Below are 19,845 nucleotides of genomic sequence, written 5' to 3'. Positions count from 1 at the left end.
CAGCCTACCCGGCGAACACGACCGCGTCGGCGCAGCTCATCGCCGGGTCCGGGGCGGCCTCGCTCCGGGTGTGTCGCAGGTGCGCTTCGCCCCACACCCGGACCTCTTCGACGACCGGCAGGACCGTGGTCCCGTACGGCGTGAGCCGGTAGAGGACGCGGGCCGGGACCGGGCCGGTCACCACGCGCTCGACGAGCCCGTCGGCTTCGAGCTCGCGCAGCTGTTCGGCGAGCACCTTGGGCGTGATCGGCGTGGCGCGGCGGCGGAGGCCGGCGAAGTGGGACTCGCCGTGGGCGAGCCAGTAGAGCAGAGTCAGCTTCCACTTCCCGCCGACCGCCGCGAACGCCGCGGCCATCGGGCAGCCGGGCAGCGGGTTCGGGCGTGCGGGGTTACCTGAAGGTGCGTTCTTGTCCACGGCGGTGCTCCCCTCCGATAGTCGGACCATGACCGTGCCATACAAGCGAATCCTGATCGCCGTCCTTTCCGCCCTCCTGCTGGTCGCGACCGCGGCGTCCGGTGGCGCGGCAACACCGCCCAGCGGCCAGCGGGACTTCGACTGGGAGATCGGCGCCTGGCGCAGCACGGTGCGGGTCCTCGCCGAGCCGCTCTCCGCATCCGCCGACACGTGGCTGCAGTTCGCGGGCACCAGCACCGTACGCCCGCTCATGGACCGGCGGGCGAACGTCGTGGAGTTCGCGGTCTCGGGGCCGGACGGAAGCATCAACGCGCTCAACATGCGCCTGTACGAACCACAGGCCCAGCGGTGGAGCCTGACCTTCGTCAACCTCCGCGACGGCCTCCTCACCCCGGCGGTGTACGGCGGTTTCCACAACGGCACGGGTGAGTTCTACGGCGACGACCAGCTCGCCGGCCGCCCGATCAAGGTGCGGTTCCTGATCTTCCGGCCGGGTCCGGACGAGGCGCGGTTCGAGCAGGCCTTCTCGGCCGACGGCGGCACGACGTGGGAAACGAACTGGCTGGCGGTCGATCGCCGGACCCGCGGGTAGCGGACGAGCGCTCAGCGTGGCGCGCGGGCGAAAGCGCCGACCGGCATCGTCAAGTCGGCGCTCGACGCCCCGCACTCGAGCATCCACAGCGCCGCGGCGGGACCGAGGTCGCGGCCCAGTGCGCCGAGCGCGTCCGGATCGGGGGCGACCGCGCGCGCCTGCTCCAGCCCGCGCGCGAACGCGTCCGGGTCCCAGCCGCCGGGGGCGGCGTCGCCGAGGCAACGCGCCCCGTCCGTCATCGCCGCCAGTGTCGCGGGCGGCAGCGGGTCGGTGACGCCGAGCAGGCCGTGGGTGCGTTCCCCGGCCAGAATGCCCATCCAGCGCGAGGTTTCCGGGGTGGGCCGGGGCCCGGTCCAGCGCGGCCGCCCGTCCATGTCCGGGAGGCTTTCCGGGACGCCGGACACGGCCCAGCGGCCCGCCCACTCGACGGCCAGGCCCGGCGCGCTGCGGGTGGCGGGGTTGTGGAACCGGGCCATGTCCCACCGGTTGCCGACCGCGACGGCGGCGAGGTCGCGGTGCGGCCAGACCCGGGCCTCCCACCAGAAGCCCCACGGGAACGCGGCGGTGTGCCCCCACCACCAGTCCGGCCCCAGCTCCGGGTCGGCGAGCTCGAGCGTCAGGCCGGAGAACGACCGGACACCGTGGCTCGGGCGCGCGACCCGCGGCGTCACCATGGCCGCGAGCGACTCCGCCCGGACGAGACCGTGGTCGCCGCGGGCGGTGCGCAGCAAGGACTGCAGCAGCCGCCCGGCGTCCGCGACGCTCGTGTGCATTCCGACGCCCGGGTAGGCGGAGGTGCGCAGCGGCGGGCTCGGCAGGCACCAGTCGCCGAAGGCCATGTACCCGGTCGCCCGGTCGCCGGTCCGGTCCGCCGCGCCGGTCGCCCACGGGTTCCTCGTGCCGTCCTCGACGCTCGTGGCGGTCATCCCGGCCGGCGCGAACACGTGCTCGTGGACGCGCGCGCCGTAGGGTTCGCCGGTCAGGTGCTCGACGGCGCCGCCGAGCACCCCGACACCGAAGCTGGAATACGAGTAGGGGCCCGGTTTTGTCACCAGCGGCAGCGCGCCGCCGTACTCCACGGCGCGCCCGGCTTCGTGGCGGCGCCGGACGTAGTCGAGGACCGGTTCGGCGGGTGCCGCGTGTGCCGTGGCCGTGACGATGTCGCCGTAGTAACCACCTTGGTGGGCGGCCAGCATGGCCGCGGTGACGGGCGCGGGGTCGGGGCCGCGCAGCCCCGCGGGCAGCACCTGGTCGATCGGCGTGTCGAGGCCGAGCGCGCCGGCCTCCACGAGCTGCATGAAGGCCAGGCCCGTGACGGGCTTGGTGAGCGACCCGGCCGGCGCCACCGTCTCGCCGGTCATCGGCGTGCCGGCGCCGAGGTCCGCGAACCCGGTCGCGGCGGTGCGCAGCTCGGTGCCGGTCACCACCGCGACGGCCACCCCGGGCGTGCCGGTGACCGCCGCCAGCCGGGGCAGGACGGTGTCGAGCGCCCCCATCACGTCGTCGAGCATGCCTCTCCTCGCCGGGTGCCACGAACGGGTGCCCGTTCGGCACGAGATCATCCCCCGGCGCGGGGAGGTCGGGTGTCACCGGGGTCCCTGGGAGGCGGCTCTATCCTGGCTCTCGAGCCAGGCGAACGGGGAGGGTGCATGTCCGGTCCAGGACCGTCCGAGGTGCACACCGTGACGATCCCGGTGGACCACTCGCAGTTCGCCGTCTTCGACGTGTTCGGTGACGACCGCTACAGCGATCTGCCCCTCCCCGGCTCGGACTGGCTGGTGGTCGCCGGACCGGGCGGCGCTTTGTTCCACACCTCGGACCGAGCGCTTTCCGTCGAGGTCACCCTCGAGATCTGGCCCCATGCTCCCGGCGAAGCACCGGAGTCGGCCGAGGACCGCGTCTTCCACACCACCCACGGCCGAGTCATGATCGCTTGTATCAACGCGTCGCCCAGTGACAAGGCCGTCGCGCTCCCGAAGCCGGGCGACTACGGCCTTCGCGCGTCTCGAATCGGCTCCCACAACATCGCCGAGGACGGCGATCCCGATGTCTACCGGGAAGTCTGGAACGTCAAGATCTGGCCGCGAAGCTGAGGGCGGCCCGCCTCCGAACCTCCGGAGGCGGGCCGCCTTTCGTTCACTCAGCTGTCACCAAGGGCGGTCGACTGCCCCGCCCGCGACGGTGTAGGTGATGTAACCGCCCTGGAAGTCGCTGCGGTACACCCCTCCCGACACGTACTCGTCGGTCGTCGGGTAGCGCAGGTAGGACCGCTCCCACCCGAGCGCCGCCCAGCGCTTGCGGATCTCGCCCTTCACCGCGTGCGCACCCGTGGCCACCGTGTAGTAGATCGAGTGCTCGTACGCGCCGAGCCGGAAGTGGTTGTACCGGCCCACTCCGTCCGGCGTGCCGCCCTCGTCCGTGGTCGGGTAACCGAGGCCGCGCTCGTAGTCCAGCGCCGCCCACTTCTTCCGGATCTCACCGAAGATCGCGTGTGCGCCGGTTCCGGCCGTGTAGTAGATCGACCCGACGTTGCTGCCCTTGACGAAGTGGTTGTACCGGCCGACACCGTCCGGCGTGCCGCCCTCGTCCGTGGTCGGGTAGCCGAGCCCGCGCTCGTAGTCCAGCGCCGCCCACCGCTTCCGGATCTCGCCGTAGACCGCGTGCGCACCCGTCGCCGCGGTGTAGTAGATCGAACCGATGTTCCCGTTGTTGGTGAAGTGGCTGTACTGCGCCACACCGTCCGGAGTGGACGCCGTGTCAGTCGTCGGCGGCCCCAGCTTGGCGTGCCCGCCGAAGGTGAGGTACTTGTCCCGCACCGGCCCGGTGATGAACTTCGTGCCTCCCACGGCACTCCAGTACAACCGGCCGTTGACGTACGTGCGGTAGTGGACCGTGCCGTCGGTGACCTCGGCCGCCGTAGGCGCGCCCAGCTTGGTCCGCAACGCGGCGTCGCCGTCGTAGCGCTGGTCGATCGGCGTCGCGTAGTTCGCCGTCAGCGTCAGGTCGGTCGTGCCGACGGTGACCACCCACGTGGTGCTCGTCGGACCGCCCTGCCAGCCGGTGAACTTCGAGACACCGTCGGTGCCCAGCGGTGCGGCCTCGACGTCGAACGTGGCGCCTTCGGTGACCATGGCGGAGCTGACCCCGCCCTCCACCGGGATGCTCAGCGCCGCGGGCTGCGTGCCGACCAAGGTGATCCGGTGCTCACGCGGCCGGGCCACGTAGGTCTTCGACGTGACCACACCCGCGCTGTCGGTCACCGTCGCGATGAACTCCATGCGGGAGTCCGGGTGATCGGTGAACGGCTGCGCGAAGCTCGCGCCCGTCCCCCCGACACCCGGGTGCGAGTGACACGTCGCCTCGCTCGGGCAGTGCCGGACCGCGGTGGTCCACGTGATCGGCAAGGCGCCGTCTTCGACGTCGGTCGCGGTGCCGCTCAGGCCGACCTGCTGGTTCACCGCGAAGGTCGCAGTGTCCCCCGGCGTGGTCACCGTGAGCGCCGGGCTGTGGTTGCCCGGCGCCACCACGACCGTGGTCGTGCCGGTGGCGCCCAGCGGGTCGCGCACCGTCAGCTTCGCCGTGAACGACTCCGTGCCCGCTGCATAGGTGTGGTTCACCTTCGGGCCGGCGTCGGCCGCGGTGCTCCCGTCCCCGAAGTCCCAGTCGTACTTCAGCAAGTCGTTGTCGTAGTCGACCGACGCGGAGCCGTCGAAGGAGACCGTGCGGGTGTCCGGGTCGGTGGTCGACGACGCGCTCGCCACCGGCGCGGTGTTGCCGGCCGTGTACGTCAGCCGCCGCAGCTTCCCGGTCAGGATGTCCGAGTAGACGATGTCGCCGTTGGCCGCGGCCGCGAACCTCGTCGGACCACCGATGTCGGTGAAGGGCGGCGGGTTCTGCGGGGCCTGCGTGAGCTTGCCCTGGTCGTCGTACCTCATCGTCCAGATCTTGTGCGTCACGTAGTCGCCGAAGAAGTACGAGCCGCGGTAGGCGGCCGGGTAGCTCGATCCGTTGTAGACGATGCCGCCGGTGACGCTGTTGCCCTGCATCGCCCCGGTGCCGTGCAGGTACTCGAAGATCGGCGGCTGGTTCGCCACGCCGGCACACCCCGCGAGGCTGGTGTACCCCGGCGTCGGGTGGTTGCCCTCCCAGCACGGCCAGCCCTGGTTGGCGCCGCGCTGGACGACGTCGACCTCTTCCCAGGTGTTCCAGCCGACGTCACCGGCGACCGGCAGGCCCAGGTTCGGGTCGATGCTGAACCGGAACGGGTTGCGGAACCCGCGCGCGTACACCTTGCTCGCCGTCGACGAGGGGTTCGCGGCGTCGTAGTACGGGTTCCCCGGCACACCCTTGCCGTCGGGGGTGAAGTGGAGGATCTTGCCGTAGGGCTGGTTGACGTCCTGCGCCCGCAGCGCGCCCGGGTCGACCTGCGTGAAGTCACCGCTGTCCCCGATGGACGTCCACAAGGTGCCGTCCGCGGCGGCGATGACGCCGTTGATGCCGTGGACGTTGTGGATGCCCGGCACCTCGAACAGCGACTGCTCACCGGTCAGCCCGGTCGGCGCGCCCGCCGCGTCCACGGTCACGGTGAACCGCGACAGCCGCATGACAAAACCGCTGCCGACGTCGAGCGACCGCGTCAGGTAGACACTGCGCGACGTCGCGTAGTCCGGCGCGACGGCGACGCCGACCAGGCCGAGGTCGCCGATGACGCGGGTCGGCAGCGTCGCGAGCGTCCGCGGTGTCCCGGTGGCCGGGACCCACTGGACCCGCCCGTCCTTCGCCGTGGCGACGACGGACTGGTCCGGCAGGTACCCGAAGTCGGTCAGCTGGTACTGCCCCAGCCCCGTGTCGGTGTCCCTCAGCACGAATCCCTGCGGAAGGGCCGCGTCCGCGACCCCGGTGGACATGACGGGCAGTAACGCCCCGGTCAGCAGGGCTGCCACCACAGTGTGTCTTAGCGCTCTGAGCCTTCCCAAAGTCATACCGGCCCCCTTCCAGGCGGTCGTTTATCGCCTGAATGGGTAGTCCGGTTGCACCTGATCGGGCATATTTACCGTTTTGTGACTAATGGGGCAGTGGGCCGGAAAGCACCACGCGGGTCGGGTGCCGCACCCCGCGTTTCGGTGGAGGCGGGTCAGGCCGGGGCGGCCTGACTTGGGATCGGGGTGCGGCGGAGCTGCATCGGCTGAGCCGGGACCGGAGCGCGCTGCAGCCGCGCCGGCCGGATCAGCCTCACCACCGGACCGCGGCGCCCCGGTGCCGGGTCGGCCGGGCCTCGCAACAGATCCCACCGGAGCCGCGCCGGCCGAGTCGGCCGAGTCGGCCAGGTCGGCCGGGTCGGGACCGGGCGCGCCGGAACCTGGCTCAGCCTCGCGACCAGAGGCGCCCCGCCCCGCCGGGCTAACGCGTGTCGAGTTCGTCGTCCAGTGCGGCTTGCACCTTCGCGGCCGCCCGAGTCAGAGCGCGGTGGGCCAGCGCCACGGCGACCGCCACAGCGAAGACTCCCGCCATCGCCCACGCGCCGCCGCCCTCGTCGGCCGGGACGACGGCCAGGACCACCAGGGCGAACAGCAGCCACCGGTTGCGGACGGCGGGACGGACCCGCGCGCCGGCGACCCGCTGCCGGGTGACCAGGGACATCGGACCATGAGCTCCCACGGACACCGACCCTTCCGCCTGGGACCAGCCACACCCGGTGACCGATCGCGAACAAGAGACGTCCCGACAGTCGTGAAATCCGCCATCGGAGTTACCAGTTTGACCACCTCTGACTCGCCGTGAACATCAATCCACTCGAAAGAGTGAGATGCACAGTTGTTGCCTTTTTGTGCCCCTTCGTAAAACTGTCCCGACGCCAAAAACTTCTTCACATTCCCAGTCCAGGCAAGCGATCGGGAGCCAGACGCCGGCCAGCCGGGAACCACTGTCGAATTCGTCGAACCGGACATCCACCCGCGACCAGGACGCGACACGAATAGCCGGACTTTCGTTTTCCACCAAGAAAATCGGCGATTTCCCCCGGGCCGACGTCCGGGCACCCGCAGCGGACACCCCACCCTCGACGACCGGCGCGCCGATCACGCCCCATGACTGATGTTGATTGATTGCGAGTAGTTTCTTGCGACTTTGTGCATCTTCGTGCAGACTGCGAGCACGCCGACCACCCGCCCGTGCGGAGATCGAGGAGTTCCGATGCGTCCTGACCGGTCGTCCCGCGCGCGGCGCGGCTCGCACGCCCTCCTGGCCGCCGTCGCCGCGGCCGCGCTGGTCAGCGGCGCCACACCCGCCGCCGCCACGCCCACCGCCACACCGCCCACCGCCACACCGCCCACCGACGGCTACACCGTCTCCGTCGGCGCGACGCACCCGTGGTCAACCCCGACCGACTCCCCCGCATCCCCGTACGTGGACCGTGACGGCACGTTCTACTTCCAGCAGTCCGCCGCCCTCTACGGCGCCACGGACCCGCGCGAATGGGACTTCTACAGCGGCCGCGACTTCGACAGCTTCACCAGGAACGCCGTCAGCGACGCGGTGAACCCCGCGAACCCCGACGACCGCAACAACAACACCACCTGGCGCTGCAACACCAGCCCCACCGGCGCGGAGTCGACCGCCGCGCCCTCGGGGTCGCGGTACGCGCAGAAGAACTACTGCGACCTCGTCGGCACCTGGGTCGACCCGGACACCGGCGACTGGTACGGCTTGGTGCACAACGAGTTCACGCCGCAGCCGTTCGGCGACGGCCTGCACTACGACGCGATCGACTACGCGGTCTCGACCGACCGGGGCCGGACCTGGACGATCAAGGCCCACGTCCTCACCTCGCCGCACAGCACCCGGCGCGGCGACACCACGGCGTTCCCGAACCAGACCTACTACTACGGCGACGGCGACCAGCGCCTTTACGTCGACGCGGCTTCCGGGTACTTCTACGTCTTCTACGGCTCGCGCGTGGTCGACAAGAACGGGAGCTGGAAAGCGTTCTACGCCCACGTCGCCCGCGCGCCGATCGCCTCGAAGATGGCGCCCGGCTCCTGGCGCAAGTGGTACGACGGCGCCTGGACCGAACCCGGTGTGGGCGGCAAGGAAAGCAACCAGGTGCCGGCCGGCACGGACAACCCCGCCGGCTACACCCCGCCCGCCCAGGAGTACAACCCCGCCAACGCCGGCACGGCAGACCAGCAGGTCGCGGCGGGCAAGATGCCCGCGACCTCACCGCTGTTCGTCATGGACATCACCTACAACGCCTACCTCGGCCTCTACATCGGCGAGCCGCAGGCGGTCGACCAGAGCGGCAACGCGCCCCAGCAGTACTACGCCACCGACGACCTGGCCACGCAGAAGTGGTTCCCGATCGGCACCACCGGCGGCTACCACACCGCGTCCTGGTACCGGTGGTTCGTCGACTCCGCGAACAAGACCAGCTCCACCATCGTCGGCAAGGACTTCCGCGCCTACTGCTCGTTCGGCTGCTCCGGCGACGCTTCCGGGGAGTACGTGGACGTCTCGATCGACAACCCGCGGCGCGCGCCGGTCCCCTTCGACCCGGCGAAGACCTACCGGATCGCCGACGGCGCCGGCCGGGTGCTCGCCCAGGTCGCCGGCGGCTCCGCGACGACGTCGGTCGCGGCCGGCGACGGGTCCGCGGCGCAGGCGTGGACGTTCACCGGCAACGGGGACGGCTCGTACCGGATCACGAACGCCGCGAGCGGGCACCTCCTGGGCGTGGGTTCCTCCTCCGTGGCGACGCGGGCGTGGGGCACCGCGCCGACGGTGACGGCGGCCGGCGCCGGCGGCCCGGCCGTGGGTCAGCAGTGGTTCGTCGTTCCCGGCCCGTCGGGCGCCTACCGGCTGGTCAACCGCTACAGCGGCTTGGTGCTGGGCCTGCCGGTGACCACCGGGCAGGCGGCCGAGACGACACCGGTCCGCCACTGGACGGACCGGACGGGCTCGGCGGTGGGCGGCGGCCGCACCGCGGCGCAGCAGACGCTCGCCATCACGCCGGTGGGCACCTCCGGTGGCTTGGACGGCACCCACGTCCTCACGGCGGGCGGCAAGGCGCTGGACGTTCCCGGCCACAGCACCGCGCGCGGGACGCAGCTGGTCACGTGGACCCCGAACGGCGGCACGAACCAGCGCTGGACCTTCACGCGGCAGCCGGACGGGTCCTACGAGCTGCGCAGTGCCGAGTCCGGCCTGTGCGCGGACGTCGACGGCGGGCGCACGACGGCCGGCGCGGCCGTCATCCAGTGGCCCTGCACCGGCGGGGACAACCAGCACTGGACCGCCGTCCGGCGCGCCGACGGCACCGTCACGCTCACGTCCGTCCACAGTGGCCTGACGCTGACCACGGCGTCCGCCGCCGACGGCGCCCGCGTCACCCAGCAGGCCGGCGCCGGAGCCGACGGCCAGCGGTGGTCGGTCAGCGGCTGAGCCACTCCGCCAGGAGCGCGCGTTCCGCGTCGGTGAGCACGGCCAGCTCCGGCATCACCGCGCGGAACACGTTGACCACCGCGCCCGGATCGGACGCCGGCGGCGCCGGCACCGACGTGAGCACGGTCGCGAGGACGGCCGTCAGCAGGTCTTCGGCCAGCGCCGGGTCACGCCGGTCTTCCGGGCGGCCGAGCAGGGTGAAGACGGCGCCGGTGCCGGCCGCGTGGATCACGTCGACCGCGCGCGCTTCCGGCACCGCGAGAAGACCCGCGGCGGCCACCCGCGCGACCCGGGCGCGGAGCACCTCGGCACCGGCCGCCGTCGCGGGCGAGTCCCGCAGGCGACCGGGCACGGCGAGCATCAGGAAGACTTCGGGGTTGGCGAGGGCGAACGCGATGTGCGCCCGCCACGCGGCGCGCAGGTCGTCGACTGGGTCGCCGTTCTCCCCCGCGGCCTGCTCCGCCTTGCCCGCGGCGTAGCCGGCCATCACGTGCTCGGCGACCGCCCGCAACAGACCGTCCTTGTCACCGAAGAGCCGGAAGATGGTCGGCGGCGGCACGCCCGCCGCCTGGGCGACCGCGCGGGTGGTCACCGCCCGCGCCCCGTCGTCGTGGAGCAGCTCGGCCGCGGCGGCGATGATCCCGGACCGGACGTCGACGGCGGACTCTCCCTGCATGAACCAATGGTATCAGGATCGCGATACCACTGGTTCGAATCAGTGGTATCGTCGAAAGCGAACCAGTGATTCACAGAGGAGAACCCATGATCGTCGTCACCGGCGCCACCGGCCGCCTCGGCTCCCGGATCGTCGAAAACCTGCTCGACCGCGTGCCCGCGGACACCGTCGGGGTGAGCGTGCGCGACCCCGGCGCCGCCGCCGGGCTCGCCGCCCGGGGTGTCCGCGTCCGCGCCGGGGACTTCACCGACCCGGCCACGCTGGACGCTGCGTTCGAGCAGGCCGACCAGGTGCTCGTCGTCTCGGCCGCGATCCGCGGCCCGCAGGCTGCCGAAGCGAGCCAGGCCGCGATCGACGCCGCGGTCCGGGCGGGCGCGTCGCGCGTGCTGTACACCAGCCACCAGATGGCCTCGGCGGACTCCCGCTTCGACCCCGGCCGGCAGCACGCGGCCACGGAAGCCCATCTGGCGGCCCAGAAAGTCGCTTCGACCGCGCTGCGGCACGGGTTCTACGCGAGCACGTTCGAGTACTACCTCGCGGACGCGCTGCGGACGGGCGAGCTCCGGCTCCCGGCCGACGGCCCGGTCTCCTGGACGGCCCACGACGACCTCGCCGAAGCCGACGCGCTCGTGCTGACCCGCCCCGGCGCGTTCGACGGGCCGACCCCGCCCCTGACCGGCCCCGAGCTGCTCGACTTCGCCGACGTCGCGAACATCGTCGGCGACCACACGGGCCGCACGATCAAGCGCGTCGTCGTCGACGACGAGGAGTGGACGGCGGCGGTCACCGGGCAGGGGATGCCCGCGGCCGCGGCCGAGTTCACCCTCGGCATGTTCCGCGCCGCCCGGGCCGGCGAGATGGCGGTCACCGACCCGGCGCTCGAGACGCTCCTGGGCCGCCCGGCGACCTCGGCGCGTTCGGTGCTCGAAGCGCTTGTTCGCCGAGAATCGGCTTAGGGGGTCAGCAGGCCGGAAAGCACCACACCGGTCAGGCGTCGCACCGCGTCTCCCGGGGACGCGCGCACCGACGTCAACGCCTGCAGGCCCAGCCGGACGTCTTCGGCGGGTGCCCGCAGGATGCCCGCTTCGCGCGCGCGGTCCACCAGCCGGGCGAAAACCTCACCGTGCTCACGGGCCAAAACCGCGTACGCCGGGTTCGCCCGCATCGCGTCCGTGAGCGGGCCCTGCCACTCGCCGAACCGGTGGAACGTCCGGGTCAGCGCCCGCCGGACGTCCGGGTCGGCCAGCGCCGCGCTCAGTTGTCCCGCGCAGCGCGAAGCCTGCTCGGCGAAGACCGCCGCGACCAGGTCGTCGCGGGACGGGAAGTGCCGGTGCACCGTCGCGGGGGCCAGGCCCGCGCGCCGGGCGATCTCGCGGACCGGGACTTCGGTGCCCAGCCGGGAAAACGTCGTGTGGGCCACCGAAACCAGGTGACGGCGGTTGCGCTCGGCGTCCGCCCGCCGGTTCTGCGTCAGTTGCTCGTGCACGGCTCTCACTTCGCCCCGGCCTCCGGTGGTCACTCCTAGCGTCAACACCACCAGTCCGCCGGAACTTCCCTGGAGTGAAACGTGTTCGCAGCCCGGTTCGAGCGGTTCGGCCCGCCCGGTGTCCTGTCCGTCGGCGACCTGCCGGAGCCGCACGCCGGGCCGGGGCAGGTGCGGATCCGCGTGCGCGCGGCCGGTGTGTCGCCGGTCGACCTGGCGATCCGCGCCGGGAAGTCACGCTCGCCTCTCTCCCTGCCGCACGTTCCCGGTGTCGACGCGGCGGGGGTGATCGACGAGGCGGACGCCGACGGCGTCTCGGTCGGCGACGAGGTCTTCGGCTCGGTCGACCTCGCCCGGCTCGGTGGCGCGACGGCCGAGTTCGCGGTGCTCGCCTTCTGGACGCCGAAACCGCCGGCCATGCCGTGGGCGCAGGCGGGCGCGGCGGCCTCCGGGATCGAGACGGCCACCCGCGCGCTCGACCTGCTCGGCGTCGGCGCGGGGTCGAGCCTGCTCGTCGACGGCGCTTCCGGCGGGGTCGGCAGCCTCGCCGTCGGGCTCGCCCTCGCCCGCGGCGCCCGCGTGGTCGGCACGGCCGCGCCGGGCAACCAGGAGTTCGTCGCCGGGCTGGGCGCGACACCGGTCCCCTACGGCCCGGGACTGCCCGGCCGGGTGCCGGGCCCGGTCGACGCCGCCCTCGACGTCGCCGGAAAGGGCTCGCTCCCGGAACTGGTGGCGCTGACCGGTTCGCCGTCGTCGGTCGTCACGCTCGCCGACTTCAGCGGGCCGGAGCACGGCGTCCGGATGTCGGTCGGCGCGCTGGGCGGCCAGCCCGACGGGCGGCACGGTCTCGCGGTCGCCGCGCGGCTCTTCACCGAGGGCTCGTTCCGCGTGCCCGTGCAGGCGGTCTTCCCGCTCGAGGACACGGCCGGCGCCCACACCGCCGCGGAAACCGGGCCACGGCGGGGAAAGCTCGTCGTGCTCACTCCTCCGGACGGCACTCGTGCGAGCACGACGCCGCCGACGCGTTCGCGATGACGTGGTCGAGCTTCTCCCGGGTGCTCGTCAGCTCGGCCAGCTGGCGGTCGATGCGGTCGCGCTCGGCGACGAGCACCGCGAGCGCCTCGGGGGTCGCCTCGCCCGTGTCGACGGACGGGAGGATCTCCAGGATCGACTTGCTGGACAGCCCGGCGGCGTAGAACTGCTGGATCAGCCAGACCAGCTGCACCCCGCGGTCGGTGTAGTGCCGGTGCCCGCCCGCGCTGCGCTCCGGGACGAGCATGCCGCGTTCTTCGTAGTACCGCAGCGCCCGCACGCTCACGCCGGACTTCTCGGCCAGTTCCCCGATCCGCATCCCCGCTCCCGAAGTGATCTGCCGCACTCGAGGTTGAATCTCACGTCCACGTGAGGTTTTAGCGTAGCAGGGAACTCACCTGAAGGAGATCCCCGTGACCACCCGTGCCGACCACCTCCTGTCCCGCCCGCTCACGCTCGGCGAGCTCACCGTCCCGAACCGGATCGCGCTCGCCCCGATGACCCGCGCGCAGTCCCCCGGCGGCGTTCCGACCGAAGAGGTCGCCGCCTTCTACGCCCGGCGCGCGGCCGGCGGCGTCGGCCTGATCATCACCGAGGCCAGCTACGTCGGGCACCCGTCGGCCGGCGAGCACGACCAGGTGTCCCACTTCTACGGCGACGCGGCCCTGGCCGGCTGGTCCCGGGTCGCCGACGCCGTCCACGAGGCCGGCGGCGTGATCTTCCCCCAGCTCCAGCACGTCGGCATGACGCGCAGGCCCGGGCCGGTGCCGCACCCCGGCGCGCCCGCCATGGGCCCGTCCGGCGTGCCGGTGTCCGCGGACGGGAGCCCCGGCGAGCCGGGCCGGACGATGACGCAGGGCGACATCAACGCCGTCGTCCGGGCGTTCGCGGACGCCGCGGCCGCCGCCGAACGCCTCGGCTTCGACGGCGTCGAACTGCACGGCGCCCACGGTTACCTCATCGACCAGTTCCTCTGGGCGGGCACCAACCACCGCACCGACGGCTACGGCGGCGACCTGCGCGCCCGGACCCGGTTCGCCGCCGAGGTCGTCGCCGGGGTCCGCCGCGCGGTGTCGCCCGGTTTCCCCGTGGTCGTCCGGCTTTCCCAGTGGAAGATGAACGACTACACCGCCCGGATCGCCGAAACACCGGAGGAGTTCGGCGTCATCCTCGACACGCTCGCCGACGCGGGCGCCGACGCCTTCCACGCCTCGACCCGCCGCTTCTGGGAGCCCGCGTTCGCCGGCTCCGACCTCAACCTCGCGGGCTGGGCGAAGAAGCTGTCCGGCAAACCCGCGATCACGGTCGGCTCGATCGGCCTCGACACGGAGTTCACGGCAGGCGGAACCGCGACGGCGACGAGCATCAACGGCGTCCTGGACCGCTTGGAGGCCGACGAGTTCGACGCGATCGCCGTCGGCCGCCCCCTGCTCGCCGACCCGTCGTGGGCGTCGAAGGTCCTGGCCGGCCGCGAAACCGAGATCACGCCCTTCACCCCCGCGGCGCTGGGCACCCGCCACTAGGACCGGTGAGCGCCCAGCGGCCGGGCTAGGGTGGTCACCCATGAAGGCCACCCCAGCCCTCGCCGCCGCGCTCCTCCTGCTGACGGCCTGCGCCCCGGGGTCGACGTCCGGCGAGATCGTGTCGTCGGCGCCCAGCCCCACCGAGGCGAGCGGGTTCAGCCCACGGGCCGACGGCCTCTACGTCGGCGACCCGGCCGACAACAGCCGGACGTACCTGCGGTTCTACGCCGACCACACGGTGGTCGAAGCGGGGGTCGCGCTCACCGCCACCCCCGACGACGTCCGCCGCTGGCTCACCAAGAACAGCGACAAGGAGATCTCACGCGGCACGTGGACCCCGGCCGGCACGTTCACCGCGACGTCCACCGCGGGCGATGTCGACTACACCGTCACCGGCCGGCGGGGCGAGGGATACACGCTGACCTGGCACAGCAAGATCAACGGCCACGACGGCGCGGGCGCCGTCACCTTCTCGCCCGACAACCCGTGAGCGCTCGCGGCCGGCGCGGTAAACGCTTCCAGCGGACCCTGTCAATGCTTGACACGATGCGAGCCGCCTCTTAACCTTCAGTTTCGCCGCCGGGTTGTCCAGACCATTTATTCACACCCGTGAACGAATGGTGGGACGGAGTGTGCTCACGCTCCGTTCCGGTCCTCGTCGCGAAAGGACACCCACGATGCGCGTGCGTGCCATGCTCGTCCTGCTGGCGGTTCCGGCCCTGGCCGCCGGAACCGCGTTGCCCGCCCTCGCCGGCCCCTCGGGCGGTGCGATCGGCCAGAGCGTCCTCGCCGATCCGGCCAAGGCGCCGGGCGGCAACTTCGACCTCGGCGTCTGGCAGCTGCAGGAGCCGGTCGGGTCACCCGGGTCGCCGACCACCATCTCCTCCTCGCGCCTGCAGGGCGCGAACGGCTTCCAGGACAGCTACTTCTACACCGACACCCGCGACGGCGCGATGACCTTCTGGGCGCCGGAAAAGGGTGTCACGACCCCGAACTCCAACTACGCGCGCTCCGAGCTGCGCGAGATGAACCGCAGCGGGTCGGCCGCCAACTGGTCGCTGAGCGGGTCGCACAAGCTGAGCGCCACCCTGCGCGTGGTGTCGGTGACGTCGAACGTCTGCGTCGGCCAGGTGCACCTCGGCACCGGCGGGTCGTCGACCAAGCCCCTGCTGGAGCTGTACTACCGCGCGAGCGGGGACATCGTGCTGGGCACGGAGAACTCCCCCGACGGCGGCCAGACCCCGCACACCGTCGGCCACGTCGCGATCGGCAAGACCTGGACCTACACGATCGGCATCTCCGGCGGCAACACCATCGACCTCACGGTCAACGGCAGCACCACGCACTACGGCATCCCGTCGTCGTTCAAGGCGTACAAGCAGTACTTCAAGGCGGGCTCGTACAACCAGTCCTCTTCGGACAGCACGACGAAGGGCGCCCGGGTCGCGTTCTACGGCCTGACCGTCTCGCACAGCTGACCCCGCCGGCCCGCCGCCCGGACCGGGCGGCGGGCTAGGTAGCCTTCAGCACGCTGGCCGCGACGATCATCACGCACACAACCGAGTTCAGGATCCGGTGGTCCACCAGGATCGCGGCGAACTCGCGCAGGGTCGCGCTGGGCCAGAAGTACCACGCCGTCGGCGCGCCGACGACCTGACCGTCCACTTTGACCGCACGCGCCAGCAACGCCGCGCGCAGGACGTGGAAGTTGTTGGTCACCACCACACACCGGTAACCCGGGTGCCGCGCGCGCATGATTTCCGCGCTGTAGGACAGGTTTTCCCGCGTGGTCCGCGACCGGTCTTCGAGGACGATCCGCTCGCGCGGCACGCCCCGGTCGACCAGGTAGTCCGCCATCGCGTGCGACTCGGGGACCTCCTCCCCCGGCCCCTGCCCGCCGGAGGTGACCAGCAGCGGCGAGCGGCCTTTCGCGCGTTCGGCGTCCAGCACCCGCTGGCCGCGGTCGAGCCGGCCGGCCAGCAGCGGCGGCACCTTCCGGCCGCCGAGCAGCCCGGATCCGAGCACCACGACGAAGTCGAGCGGCCGCCGGCTGCGGACCCGGCCGTAGACGAGCGAGTACAACAGAAAACAGACGAAGAGGAACGACAGGTACGCGACGATGCCGTCGACGCTGTCCCGGACGACTTCCAGCGGCGCCCAGCCGAGCTGCCCGACGACCACCCCGAAGACGACGAGCGCCACGATGCCCAGCCCGGCCGCCAGCGACAGCAGGTTCGCCGGCCGGCGGCCTTCGCGGCGGAGCATCGTCACGCCGTTGCAGATCAGGAAGACCGCGAGCACCACGACGGTGAGCGGCACCAGGGCGAGCAGGCCGAACCCGACGATCGCCGCGGCTTCCGGCGAGATCGACGCCAGCAGGGCCAGCAAGGCCAGGCCGAAGAACGCGAGCGCGAAGAACAGGTAGAAGCCGTTGCGCAGCTTCCGGCGGTCGAGCAGGAAGCTGACCAGGAAGACGGCGAAGCAGAAGACGGCCGCCGCGAGCGGGAAGAGCGCGGGGTTCACCCGGCCTCCAGCCGTCGCCACGTCGCCAGGAACACCAGCGCCGCCGCCACCGAACCGGCCGACGCGAACGAGCTCGCGGCCAGGTAGACGACGTAGGTGTTGTCCCGCAACGTCGCTTCGTAGCCGCCCTGGGTCAGCGCCGCGCCGAGCAGGACCCCGCCGAGGGCCAGGAACACCAGGCCGCCCAGCGCGGCGAAGGTGACGACGACGACCCGCGGGATCCGGCGCTTGCCTTCGTGGCGCCGCACGGCTCCGCGGCGCGCGAGCCACCACGAGGCCAGGCAGGCGAGCGCGAGGGCGATCGCGTCGGCGGCCAGGGTGTCGGACAGCCGGTGCCACTTCGCGGTCACCGTGTACGCGCCGATGCCGACCGCCCAGGACAGCAGGAAGAACAGCGCCACGCCGCGCCACCGGTAGGGCACGACGATCAGGGCGGCGAACAGCACGGTCATCGCGATCGTGGTGTGCCCGCTCGGCAGGCTGTTGCCGGCGTAGTGCCCGGTGAGCGGCACGAGCCGCGGCCGCGGCAGCACGAACCGCTTGAGCACCTGCGTCACGAGCTGCCCGGCGACGATCACCCCGGCCGCGGCGAGGGCGAGGTCGGGGCGGCGGCGCACCAGGCCGGCCAGGATGACCAGCACGACGGCGGCGGCGAGCGAGTAGACGGTGATCCGGCCCAGTCCTTCGTCGGCGACGGCCCGGTCCCCCGCGGCGGCCTCGTCGGCCCCGCGCAACGCCGCGTTCTCCAGCTCCTGGCCGGGCACCGTCCAGACGGCGAGCAAATAGACGGCGACGGCCACGACGACGCAGACGAGCGCGACGACCAGCCAGCGGCGAGCGGGTACCACCGGACCTCCTCCGAGAAGTGCTGCTCCGGACGGCGCAATGGGGCGCCGCCGTCAGGAGTACACCGAAGGCGGCCCGGAACCAACACGACGGACGGTGCGCGGCCGTCACCCGATCGGGTCGGTCCGGCCCGATCGGCTCAGTGCCGTCCGCGGCGTGAGGCGCTGCGGGCCAGTGCGTCGACCCGCTCGCGGACCCGGTCGTCGGCACGGTAGACCGCCAGCAGGGCCCGGATCCGGGTGTTGACGTCCGCGCCGTCGTCGACGCGGCCCTGGCGCAGCACCCGGGCGTCGTCGGGGTGCAGATAAACGCTCACACGGTGCGCCGCCACGGTTTCGGCCGTGAGGATCCGCAGGTCCTCCGGATCGCAGGCGGCCGGGTCCCCGGCGTCGCCTGCCCGTTCTCTGCTGGCCATTTCGCCCTCTTTTAGTCGGCACGGTCGATCACACCTTTCGAGTCTGATCATGTGGGCCGGGAATGACCAGACGGCCATTGGAGTGACACCGGGGGTGACCTGGAACGACACCAGGAAAGCGCTTTGACGTTTTCACGTGAAATCGTCAAACACAATCATGTAATTGGTCCGATACGGCGAACAATGGCGGCGGAACGCGATTTCGCGCTTACAGTTCCGTTTTACCAATCCCGATTTCGACGGAGGAAACCATGGCTCTCGAAAAGATGTCCGACCAGTTCCAGGGACTGCCGATGGAATCGCTCATCGGCGGCCCGCTGACCGCGGCGTGCAACGCCCAGGTGATGCTCGCCAACTCCACCGCCACCTACATCAACACCGTCGGCTTCGACCGGCCCGCCGACGGCCCGGTCACCGACGCGGCCGGCTTCGCCCGGCTCCGGACGGTCAAGTTCGCCTTCCAGCGGCCGCGGGAGGTCCCGCCCACCGGGGACGCCGGCGGGGACGGGCAGGCCGTCACCGAGGACGTCAGCCTGTCGGTGCCGCTGCTGTCCATGGTCCCGGTGCCGAACCTGCAGGTGGACACCGTCGACGTTGCGTTCGACATGGAGGTGAAGTCCGCCGAGCAGTCGAAGGACAGCAAGGACGTGGAGGCCTCGCTGGACGCCAAGGGCGAGGGCCGGATCGGCCCGTTCAGCCTGTCGGTGTCGGTGCACGGCAAGGTCGCCACCCACCAGGAGAACACCCGCAGCTCCGACAACTCCGCCAAGTACCACGTGGCGGTGAAGGCGACCAACCACGCGATGCCCGAAGGCCTCGCCCGGGTCTTCGACATCATGGCGACGTCGATCGCCCCGGTGACGACGGTCGTGCCGGACAAGCCGGCCGACAAGGCGGTCGCGGCGAAATGAGCGAGCCGACGGTGGCGGCCATCCTCCGGTCGCTGCATCACGCGGTGCTCGACGCCCAGCGGCTGGCCGAGGAGGAGCACGTCCGCCAGCTGCGCCGGCACACGCTCGACGCGTCCGGGGACACCCGGGCGCCGCAGCTGCTGCCGGTCACGATCCCGGGCACCCTGCCCGAGGCCGAAGACCAGCAGATCCAGGTGCCGGTGCTCGCGCTCGCCCCGCCGCACCCGCTGCGGATCCACGACCTGACCGTCAGCTTCCGGGCCCGGCTGCTCGGCCTCGGCGCCGCTCCGGACACCCCGGGCGACCCGGCCGCCACCGCGCCGCTGCTGGCGTCCCTGGGCGCCGGGGACGACGGCGACTTCGCCCAGTTCAAGGTCACCTTCGAGACCGGCGAGCGCCCCGAGGCGTTCGCGCGGCTGCTCGACCGGATGACCACGAACAACGTGCCGTGAAAGGAGAACAGCCGTGACGGCACCCGAACCGCCGGCCCCCCCGGCGGACACCCTGTCCCTGGACCAGCTGATCGCCGCGCCGGTCGTCTCGGCGGCCCGGGCGGCCGAGGCGCTCGCCGACGCGTCGGCGGACTTCGTGCGCCGGGTCGGCGTCGACGACCACGGCGCGGTCCGGACCGTCGACTTCGCCTTCAGCCGGCCGGCCGAGCGGCCGGGCACCGCGGACGAGCCGGCGGTCGTGGCCCAGGACGTCCACGTCTCGCTGCCGCTGCTGGCCCTGGTCTCGGTGCCCAGCCTGCGGATCGACACCTTCGAGACGCACTTCAGTCTCGAGGTCCGGTCGCTGGCGCCGACCGACGAGGGCACCCCGCAGGTGCTCGCGAAACCCGCGGCCCAGCGGGAAAACACCCGGGACACGGACAAGACCGCGAAGTACACGGTCGACCTGCGCGCGTCGTCGGCTCCGCCGTCGGAGGCGCTGGCGCGCGTGCTCGACCTGATGGCCCAGTCGGTCACCGCGGTCCCGCGGCCGAAGGAATGA

21 protein-coding genes are annotated in these 19,845 nt (G+C 72.1%); 11 read left to right on the top strand and 10 right to left on the bottom strand.

Annotated features, from left to right (window positions below; genetic code table 11):
• Window positions 1-4: 4 nt before the first annotated feature.
• Complete coding sequence (locus ACZ63J_RS00510; RefSeq protein WP_465400610.1) at window positions 5-415, bottom strand: winged helix-turn-helix transcriptional regulator; 411 nt, start codon at window positions 413-415, stop codon at window positions 5-7.
• 28 nt (window positions 416-443) lie between these two features.
• Between ACZ63J_RS00510 and ACZ63J_RS00505 the strand changes: the two genes are divergently transcribed.
• Window positions 444-1,007 (top strand): hypothetical protein, encoded by a 564-nt coding sequence (locus ACZ63J_RS00505; RefSeq protein ID WP_465400611.1) that lies wholly within the window; start codon window positions 444-446, stop codon window positions 1,005-1,007.
• A gap of 11 nt (window positions 1,008-1,018) precedes the next feature.
• Here ACZ63J_RS00505 and ACZ63J_RS00500 read toward each other — a convergent pair whose 3' ends face one another.
• On the bottom strand, window positions 1,019-2,518 hold the full coding sequence (locus ACZ63J_RS00500; protein WP_465400612.1) for a serine hydrolase domain-containing protein: 1,500 nt from the start codon (window positions 2,516-2,518) through the stop codon (window positions 1,019-1,021).
• Window positions 2,519-2,656: 138 nt separating this feature from the next.
• Between ACZ63J_RS00500 and ACZ63J_RS00495 the strand changes: the two genes are divergently transcribed.
• Entirely contained in the window at window positions 2,657-3,100 is a 444-nt protein-coding gene (locus tag ACZ63J_RS00495; RefSeq protein ID WP_465400613.1) for a hypothetical protein, read from the top strand.
• A gap of 54 nt (window positions 3,101-3,154) precedes the next feature.
• On the opposite strand, the gene ACZ63J_RS00490 is transcribed toward ACZ63J_RS00495, so the two are convergent.
• Together ACZ63J_RS00490 and ACZ63J_RS00485 are read right to left on the bottom strand one after the other, a co-directional pair.
• The gene (locus ACZ63J_RS00490) at window positions 3,155-5,989 is read right to left on the bottom strand and encodes a PQQ-dependent sugar dehydrogenase (protein ID WP_465400614.1); all 2,835 of its coding nucleotides are present in this window, start codon (window positions 5,987-5,989) and stop codon (window positions 3,155-3,157) included.
• A gap of 418 nt (window positions 5,990-6,407) precedes the next feature.
• Window positions 6,408-6,647 carry a hypothetical protein gene (locus ACZ63J_RS00485; protein ID WP_465400615.1) on the bottom strand — a complete coding sequence of 80 codons (240 nt, stop codon included), beginning with the start codon at window positions 6,645-6,647 and terminating at the stop codon, window positions 6,408-6,410.
• Window positions 6,648-7,199: 552 nt separating this feature from the next.
• On the opposite strand from ACZ63J_RS00485, the gene ACZ63J_RS00480 reads away from it, so the two are divergent.
• Window positions 7,200-9,443, top strand: coding sequence for an RICIN domain-containing protein (locus ACZ63J_RS00480; RefSeq protein ID WP_465400616.1), 2,244 nt, complete (start codon window positions 7,200-7,202; stop codon window positions 9,441-9,443).
• Here ACZ63J_RS00480 and ACZ63J_RS00475 read toward each other — a convergent pair.
• Entirely contained in the window at window positions 9,433-10,119 is a 687-nt protein-coding gene (locus tag ACZ63J_RS00475; protein WP_465400617.1) for a TetR/AcrR family transcriptional regulator, read from the bottom strand. The genes ACZ63J_RS00480 and ACZ63J_RS00475 overlap by 11 nt on opposite strands.
• 86 nt (window positions 10,120-10,205) lie before the next feature.
• On the opposite strand from ACZ63J_RS00475, the gene ACZ63J_RS00470 reads away from it, so the two are divergent.
• Window positions 10,206-11,075, top strand: a complete 870-nt coding sequence (locus tag ACZ63J_RS00470) for an NmrA family NAD(P)-binding protein (protein ID WP_465400618.1) — start codon at window positions 10,206-10,208, stop codon at window positions 11,073-11,075.
• On the opposite strand, the gene ACZ63J_RS00465 is transcribed toward ACZ63J_RS00470, so the two are convergent.
• Entirely contained in the window at window positions 11,072-11,605 is a 534-nt protein-coding gene (locus tag ACZ63J_RS00465) for a TetR/AcrR family transcriptional regulator (protein ID WP_465400619.1), read from the bottom strand. The genes ACZ63J_RS00470 and ACZ63J_RS00465 overlap by 4 nt on opposite strands.
• 81 nt (window positions 11,606-11,686) lie before the next feature.
• On the opposite strand from ACZ63J_RS00465, the gene ACZ63J_RS00460 reads away from it, so the two are divergent.
• On the top strand, window positions 11,687-12,637 hold the full coding sequence (locus ACZ63J_RS00460) for an NADP-dependent oxidoreductase (protein ID WP_465400620.1): 951 nt from the start codon (window positions 11,687-11,689) through the stop codon (window positions 12,635-12,637).
• Here ACZ63J_RS00460 and ACZ63J_RS00455 read toward each other — a convergent pair.
• The gene (locus ACZ63J_RS00455; RefSeq protein ID WP_465400621.1) at window positions 12,582-12,953 is read right to left on the bottom strand and encodes a MerR family transcriptional regulator; all 372 of its coding nucleotides are present in this window, start codon (window positions 12,951-12,953) and stop codon (window positions 12,582-12,584) included. The genes ACZ63J_RS00460 and ACZ63J_RS00455 overlap by 56 nt on opposite strands.
• Window positions 12,954-13,047: 94 nt before the next feature.
• Between ACZ63J_RS00455 and ACZ63J_RS00450 the strand changes: the two genes are divergently transcribed.
• The 3 genes from ACZ63J_RS00450 to ACZ63J_RS00440 all read left to right on the top strand — a co-directional run bounded on the left by ACZ63J_RS00450 (window position 13,048) and on the right by ACZ63J_RS00440 (window position 15,635).
• Complete coding sequence (locus ACZ63J_RS00450) at window positions 13,048-14,157, top strand: NADH:flavin oxidoreductase (RefSeq protein WP_465400622.1); 1,110 nt, start codon at window positions 13,048-13,050, stop codon at window positions 14,155-14,157.
• Between the two features lie 40 nt (window positions 14,158-14,197).
• Window positions 14,198-14,647, top strand: a complete 450-nt coding sequence (locus tag ACZ63J_RS00445) for a hypothetical protein (protein ID WP_465400623.1) — start codon at window positions 14,198-14,200, stop codon at window positions 14,645-14,647.
• Between the two features lie 187 nt (window positions 14,648-14,834).
• A complete protein-coding gene (locus tag ACZ63J_RS00440; protein ID WP_465400624.1) occupies window positions 14,835-15,635 on the top strand; it encodes a polysaccharide lyase family 7 protein in 801 nt (266 codons plus the stop codon).
• Between the two features lie 34 nt (window positions 15,636-15,669).
• Here ACZ63J_RS00440 and ACZ63J_RS00435 read toward each other — a convergent pair whose 3' ends face one another.
• The 3 genes from ACZ63J_RS00435 to ACZ63J_RS00425 all read right to left on the bottom strand — a co-directional run bounded on the left by ACZ63J_RS00435 (window position 15,670) and on the right by ACZ63J_RS00425 (window position 17,941).
• On the bottom strand, window positions 15,670-16,680 hold the full coding sequence (locus tag ACZ63J_RS00435) for a YdcF family protein (RefSeq protein ID WP_465400625.1): 1,011 nt from the start codon (window positions 16,678-16,680) through the stop codon (window positions 15,670-15,672).
• Window positions 16,677-17,528: a phosphatase PAP2 family protein gene (locus ACZ63J_RS00430; protein ID WP_465400626.1), complete on the bottom strand. Its 852-nt coding sequence runs from the start codon at window positions 17,526-17,528 to the stop codon at window positions 16,677-16,679. The genes ACZ63J_RS00435 and ACZ63J_RS00430 overlap by 4 nt, the downstream gene beginning before the upstream one ends.
• Window positions 17,529-17,665: 137 nt before the next feature.
• Window positions 17,666-17,941, bottom strand: coding sequence for a hypothetical protein (locus ACZ63J_RS00425; protein WP_465340022.1), 276 nt, complete (start codon window positions 17,939-17,941; stop codon window positions 17,666-17,668).
• A 251-nt stretch (window positions 17,942-18,192) separates the two neighbouring features.
• On the opposite strand from ACZ63J_RS00425, the gene ACZ63J_RS00420 reads away from it, so the two are divergent.
• From ACZ63J_RS00420 to ACZ63J_RS00410, 3 genes are read left to right on the top strand one after another with little or no spacing between them, the layout of a single operon-like run.
• Window positions 18,193-18,852, top strand: a complete 660-nt coding sequence (locus ACZ63J_RS00420) for a DUF2589 domain-containing protein (RefSeq protein ID WP_465340021.1) — start codon at window positions 18,193-18,195, stop codon at window positions 18,850-18,852.
• The gene (locus ACZ63J_RS00415) at window positions 18,849-19,304 is read left to right on the top strand and encodes a DUF2589 domain-containing protein (RefSeq protein WP_465340020.1); all 456 of its coding nucleotides are present in this window, start codon (window positions 18,849-18,851) and stop codon (window positions 19,302-19,304) included. The genes ACZ63J_RS00420 and ACZ63J_RS00415 overlap by 4 nt, the downstream gene beginning before the upstream one ends.
• 13 nt (window positions 19,305-19,317) lie before the next feature.
• Window positions 19,318-19,845 (top strand): DUF2589 domain-containing protein, encoded by a 528-nt coding sequence (locus tag ACZ63J_RS00410; RefSeq protein ID WP_465400627.1) that lies wholly within the window; start codon window positions 19,318-19,320, stop codon window positions 19,843-19,845.

This window comes from Amycolatopsis sp. NPDC104863 (genome assembly GCF_055582965.1).
This window is presented reverse-complemented; position numbering and strand designations above follow the sequence as displayed.

Coding starts and splice junctions, on each gene's coding strand:
- ACZ63J_RS00440 (WP_465400624.1), top strand. CDS start 14,835: ATGCGCGTGCGTGCCATGCTCGTCCTGCTGGCGGTTCCGGCCCTGGCC.
- ACZ63J_RS00425 (WP_465340022.1), bottom strand. CDS start 17,941: ATGGCCAGCAGAGAACGGGCAGGCGACGCCGGGGACCCGGCCGCCTGC.
- ACZ63J_RS00505 (WP_465400611.1), top strand. CDS start 444: ATGACCGTGCCATACAAGCGAATCCTGATCGCCGTCCTTTCCGCCCTC.
- ACZ63J_RS00495 (WP_465400613.1), top strand. CDS start 2,657: ATGTCCGGTCCAGGACCGTCCGAGGTGCACACCGTGACGATCCCGGTG.
- ACZ63J_RS00475 (WP_465400617.1), bottom strand. CDS start 10,119: ATGCAGGGAGAGTCCGCCGTCGACGTCCGGTCCGGGATCATCGCCGCC.
- ACZ63J_RS00455 (WP_465400621.1), bottom strand. CDS start 12,953: ATGCGGATCGGGGAACTGGCCGAGAAGTCCGGCGTGAGCGTGCGGGCG.
- ACZ63J_RS00490 (WP_465400614.1), bottom strand. CDS start 5,989: ATGACTTTGGGAAGGCTCAGAGCGCTAAGACACACTGTGGTGGCAGCC.
- ACZ63J_RS00420 (WP_465340021.1), top strand. CDS start 18,193: ATGGCTCTCGAAAAGATGTCCGACCAGTTCCAGGGACTGCCGATGGAA.
- ACZ63J_RS00485 (WP_465400615.1), bottom strand. CDS start 6,647: ATGTCCCTGGTCACCCGGCAGCGGGTCGCCGGCGCGCGGGTCCGTCCC.
- ACZ63J_RS00415 (WP_465340020.1), top strand. CDS start 18,849: ATGAGCGAGCCGACGGTGGCGGCCATCCTCCGGTCGCTGCATCACGCG.
- ACZ63J_RS00500 (WP_465400612.1), bottom strand. CDS start 2,518: ATGCTCGACGACGTGATGGGGGCGCTCGACACCGTCCTGCCCCGGCTG.
- ACZ63J_RS00470 (WP_465400618.1), top strand. CDS start 10,206: ATGATCGTCGTCACCGGCGCCACCGGCCGCCTCGGCTCCCGGATCGTC.
- ACZ63J_RS00445 (WP_465400623.1), top strand. CDS start 14,198: ATGAAGGCCACCCCAGCCCTCGCCGCCGCGCTCCTCCTGCTGACGGCC.
- ACZ63J_RS00480 (WP_465400616.1), top strand. CDS start 7,200: ATGCGTCCTGACCGGTCGTCCCGCGCGCGGCGCGGCTCGCACGCCCTC.